At 58.4% G+C, this 5,287-nt stretch carries 2 protein-coding genes and 3 pseudogenes; 2 read left to right on the top strand and 3 right to left on the bottom strand.

The genetic code is table 11. From position 1 onward, the window contains the following. Window positions 1–572: 572 nt before the first annotated feature. Window positions 573–1,826 (top strand): annotated as a pseudogene (locus ACPYOI_RS34740) (DUF892 family protein). 477 nt (window positions 1,827–2,303) lie between these two features. Here ACPYOI_RS34740 and ACPYOI_RS34735 read toward each other — a convergent pair. Next, the gene (locus tag ACPYOI_RS34735) at window positions 2,304–2,855 is read right to left on the bottom strand and encodes a DUF1003 domain-containing protein (protein WP_481417897.1); all 552 of its coding nucleotides are present in this window, start codon (window positions 2,853–2,855) and stop codon (window positions 2,304–2,306) included. A 36-nt stretch (window positions 2,856–2,891) separates the two neighbouring features. Beyond that, a pseudogene (locus ACPYOI_RS34730) lies at window positions 2,892–3,298 on the bottom strand (SDR family oxidoreductase); the annotation flags it as partial. 297 nt (window positions 3,299–3,595) lie between these two features. Here ACPYOI_RS34730 and ACPYOI_RS34725 point away from each other — a divergent pair. Next, window positions 3,596–4,113 (top strand): annotated as a pseudogene (locus ACPYOI_RS34725) (DUF892 family protein). A 345-nt stretch (window positions 4,114–4,458) separates the two neighbouring features. Here the strand turns inward: ACPYOI_RS34725 and ACPYOI_RS34720 are convergent. Beyond that, a partial coding sequence (locus ACPYOI_RS34720; protein ID WP_481424052.1) for an NAD(P)/FAD-dependent oxidoreductase occupies window positions 4,459–5,287 on the bottom strand: 829 nt, incomplete at its 5' end.

Here is a 5,287-nt window from a genome sequence, read left to right as displayed (position 1 = left end):
ATCTTACCCTGGTAGCGCTGATCTTCGTCACGGGCTCGCTGCCGATGTGGTGGCGGCTATGAATCCCCGTGCAGAACGCGCGATCATCGCGTTTCTCTGTGCTGTTGCTGCCGCCTGTTTCGTCTATGCGGTGTGGGCCATCTGGTAGAAGTTCATATCGCGAAATGTGAAGGCCTCACCGGCTAACGACGACCTTGCAAGCCGCGCAAGATATTTCACCCTGCTACGGGAACGTCGATTCCTTCGAATAGACGGAGCCAGGCGACAGCTGTGTATCCTGAATTCAGGATCATTCCATTCGGAATCGTTCTCGGAGCAATGCGGCAACTGGTCGAGCCTGAGCTGCGGCTTCCGTCGACCGCGTCGTTACTGCATAGGCTCTCGCCGGAAGGTTTGATGCCGACGAGGGTTCGAGGCGCATCGAAGCCGAACCGTTGGACAAGCCGCTGTCCTCTTTTCGGAGCGCCGCTGAGTTCTAAAGGGAATGAGCGGGAGCGTGCTGATGTGCCAGGTGCAGCCTGGAACATTTCAATCGAAAGGAAGTTAGGCGCAAATCCAACGAGGGACGCCGCATGTATCATCACGTCAAGAAGCTCATGTATACCGTTCGGGTGGACGAGCCGGACCCGAGGTTCGGGAATATGCTCCTTGAGCAGTTCGGCGGCGCCAATGGCCGAACTTGCGGCGGCGATGCAATATTCCATCCAGGGCCTGAACTGCGAGGATCCAGGCCGGAAGGATTTGTTGATGGACATCGGCACTGAGGAGCTCAGTCACCTCGAAATCGTCGGCACGCTAGCCAGGATGCACCTGAAGCCGCTGAAGTCGGTCCGCGAGGAGGCGGAAGCTGATCCTGTGATCGCTATCGCCGGTGGCGGCGGCGTAAACCTCTTCAATTCCATGGTAATCCGTGGACCGCTCCGCGTGAGCTTGACGTGGATTTGCGGAGCAACATCGCCGCCGAAGCTCCTGCCAAGATCGTCTACGAGCGCCTGATCGACTTCTGTCGCGATCCTGGCACCAAGGATGCGCTGCAATTTCTGATGACGAGAGAGATTACGCATATGCGCGCGTTCCAGCTTGCGCTGGAAAGCATGGGGAAACCGCCCCTCAGCGTCGGCAGGATTGCACCCACGCCTGGGTTGGTCGACCAGTTTTTCAACGATTCCACCGGCGAAGGGGATCTTGGCGAGGTCGATGCTCGCGGCCCATGCAACGAAGGTGAGCCGTGGGAGTTCGTCGAGGCTCTGGCTTTCCAGGGACTGAAAGGTCTCGAGGATGCAGGACCGGCCATCCAGGCACGAAGCGCACCGCCGGAAGGATCGGAAGGGATTCAGGAGGTTCTCGTCGACGAGCTTCGTGACCTGCTGCATGCGGAAAAGCAGCTCCTCAAGGCGCTTCCCAAGATGCAGCAGGCGGCGCGTTCGCAACAGCTTCAGACCTTGCTGGAGAAACATCTCACCGAGACCGAGGTGCAGGTCGAACGGCTGAACGAATGTCTCCAGATCCTAGGGTCGGCGGCAAGGGCAAAACCTCGCAAGGGCATGGCAGGCCTTGTCGAGGAAGGCGAGGAGGTGATGGCGGAAGGCAAGAAGAAAGAAGACGCCCCTGCAGATCTGGCTCTCATCGGTGCGGCATTGCGGGTCGAACACTACGAGGTCGCTGTCTATACCACGGCACGCAATCTTGCTCTTCAGCTTGCACAGCCGGCCGTCGCCCAGTTGCGGACGTTGTCGCTGGGTGAGGAACAAAATGCGGGGCAGCTGTTGGATCAGGTTGCCCAACCGCTGATGTCGGCCGCAAGAATGCCTCCCAGCGTGCGCTGAAGGCTTGGCGGAAGAACGCTAATCATGGGTACACTACGGGACGCGCCGGCGGAGTCGGCGGCGCTTTTCGAACCGATGCACGGACGCTTCGGCCACCAGCACAGCAGTTCATGCATTTGAACGGACTTACCGCATCTGCGCCGCATAATCTGCAGTAAGCGGCGCTGGCAACCGCTCCATCAAAGGCACAAAACAGGCATAAGCCCGCTCTGCAAAGGATCTGATCGCGAACTTCATCACCTTTCTCAGCTGGCGGGATCATGATATTCCAATTCGATGTTGAAGAAATCTCGCAGCATGCGTGCATGTGGTGCACCTCGCTTATGTGCGCCCACAGCTGTAGTAGCCGGGTCTAAGAATGGGGGCTCGCCCCTGACGCTGTGGTAATGGATTGGTGGCGAGCGAATTGCTCTCGAGCATTAAAAGGTCGCGCGTTCAGTCCGCGTTCAAGTAGCGCAAGCGCGCGAGCCGCCGGGGCTAAGGAGTGCGTCCTTCGTCAGGGGTGTTCTCCTTCCGCTCGATGTGGTCGAGAACTTCTTCAGGTGCCACGTCCTGCTTTAATTCCTCCAGTTCCCCAGCGGCGTCGGCGGCCACTCCGTCTTTCTCCGCCAAGGCAGCCACCAGCGTCAGGATCTGCGTTACCTCGTGCTCGACGAGCAATGAAATCTGAAGGTTGAGATCGGCGCGCTTGTCGTCCGCTGCTGCCATCCTGTTCTGGCTGATCATCACGAATGTGGAAATGAAGATCGCTTCGACGGAGGCCCCCATCGCCAATATGACCAGTGAGGGGTCGAATACGGGAAAGAATGGAATGAAACCAATATTTCCCAAGATCCAGACACCGAAGATGACAATATGCAGATAGACGAAGGTCATCGATCCGGCAAAGCGGGTGATTGCATGCGCCACCTTCTCCTGCAGCGATGACTGCTTCTCTTCCGCTTTACGCCGCTGGAGCAGCGCATCTATGTTTCTGTCGAGCCTTCGGGATCCGGAGGTGCCCGGCCCCGATCTACCGTCTTCGGCCATAGCGTTCTCCTCCTTAAGTACACAGCGTGACGACCACTATCGAAGCAACCCTTGGCCGCCATCGACCCACACCGGGGAACCTGTCATGTGGCACGACTTTTCCGACGCGAGGAAAACGATCACTTCGGCCACGTCCTCGCTGCTCCCGGGTTTTCCGCCGGTGATTGGGACTTGTCCCTCTCGCCAGATAACAGGGGTCGCGGTCTCGTCCTCTTTGCGCAGGCTGGTATTGGCCTCGATATTGGTGTCGATCTCTCCGGGGCAGACGGCATTGATGCGGATTTGGTGGCGGGCAGTTCGAGCGCCTGTTGCTCCACCATCGCCATTTGGCCTGCCTTGGCAGCGGTATAAGCAGTCGCGCCAGGGGTGGTGAAGGTGCGGGTGCCATCGATCGAGGAGACGACGATGATCGATCCGCCGCCCGCCTGCTTCAGGTGGGGTATCCTCGACTCGGGCGGGCAGGACGAAGCGGGTGAATATCGTTCTCTGCGCGTGCCGGTTTGCCACCTCCTCCACCGCTGGTGACACCTCCCGCATCCACGGCACTTGCCACGGGGTGTCCTCAGCGAACATACGCTGCATGTCGATGCACAAATGGATCCATCTGCCGGCCATCGTCTATCCTCCATCCTGAGGAGCGAACTCGGCCCATTGTCTTGAGTTCCTGGGGCATTCTTCAGGAGAGAGAACGTTGCTCTTTCTCAGATGTTCTCGCTCCAGATAAACGATGGAGAAAGCCAATGGCAGCCGACGAAACCCGCGACGTCTTAGTAACCGGATTAATGCACACGCCATGGAGAACCAGGCGTTGTCGATCATGAAGCCGCAGCTTTCACGCATCGAGAACTATCCGGAGGTCGCGGCAAAGCTGGAACCGCATATCCGCGAGACAAAGGGCCAGATCGGCCGGCTTGAAGAAGTCCTGGCAGGTTTGAACGAGGACAATTCCTCGCTCAAGGATATCGCCCCGTCGTTCACCGGCGCGATGGCCGCGATGGCCGCGATGGGTCATACAATGGCCGGTGATGAGATCCTCAAGAACTCGTTTGCCAATTTTGCCTTCGAGAACTTCGAGATGGCGGCCTACAAATCGGTGCTGACGGTCGCGGAAGCGGGTGGCTACGGGGCTACGACCGCGGCGCTACAGGCAAATCTTGCCGAAGAAAAAGCGATGGCGGCATGGCTCGATGAACACATCGTTGCGGTCACCACAAAGTTTCTGTCGCTTCGGGAGGCTGGAGAGCAAGCCAAGGTTTAGGAGGTGGAGGGATCATCGTCCCCTGATTGACGAGCCCTCGGGGGTGAGCTGTCATATCCGGCCGTCCGCGCGCTGAAGATCTGCGAACGATAATTGATCTGTAGCAGATCCACGTCGAGCGTCTCACGATCGTCATCGCTGCTGTCGCACCTTTGGCCTTAAAAAAGGGGTAAGCAGTTAGCCACGAATGCAGACTGTTGCCGCTGCGCACGCGACTAGTGCTGGCCTACGTCTTGAAGATCCTGGCTGCTTGGGGAGCGGCGGTCATCGTCGCTGGTTTCCCGGCTTTGTTTCTCATCAATGCGATGTCGCTAAACGATTGAACTTTTTCGTCGGCTGCTCATCTCATCTGATCAACGCTGTTATCTCGCACAGATCATTCCTGATTGTCGTTGCAGCGACACCGGCCTGTCCCATCGCATGGCTGATCTGATCCAGGCCGATCACCACGTCTCCAGCGGCATATAGGCCTCGCACGTTCGTGCGCTGGTGACTGTCGACGCAAATGCATCCTTCCTCAGACACTGTCGCGCCGACCCCCAAGGCGAGCTCCGATCTGATGTCCGATCCCAACGCGGGGTAGATGGAGTCGAACCGATGCGTGCCGGCGCTTGTGCGGATCACAATTGCGTCTTGTTCGACATCAATTTCAAACGGGCCGGGCTTCACCAACATCCCCAGTTCGTGCAGTCGCGCCTCTTCGCTTGGCTCGAGTTGATGCTCGCCTGAGGGCGACAACAAAGTGATATCCTGGCTGTAGCTCCTGAGAAACAGTGCCTCCTTGAACGCTTTCGAGCCATGCCCGATAATCGCCACGCTCTTGTCCGTGACTTCGAAACCATCGCAAACCGGACAGTAGCGGATGAGACCTCGTCTCAGTGCCTCATCGTGCTTGTCCTTTGGCATCAACGGCATCCGGTTCATTACGCCGGTGGCGACGAGAATGGTTCGGGCCGACATGGTGCGATCGTCGAAGGAAACAACGAAGTCCTCAGCGGCCCTGCCCAATGCCGTCACGCGTTGATCACGAATCACCGCGCCATACATGGTGGCCTGAGCGCGCATCCGGGTAAGCAGCTCCGCGCCGTTGATGCCGCCGGGAAAGCCCGCGTGGTTATGGGAGATGGGGATGCTGGCTGCCCTGCTAGTTCCGTCGTCAAAGACTGTTACAGAC

Source organism: Rhizobium sp. SVR5-2C, assembly GCF_056755115.1.
Note: the sequence above shows the minus strand (reverse complement) of the source record. Positions and strands in the feature narration are given on the sequence as shown.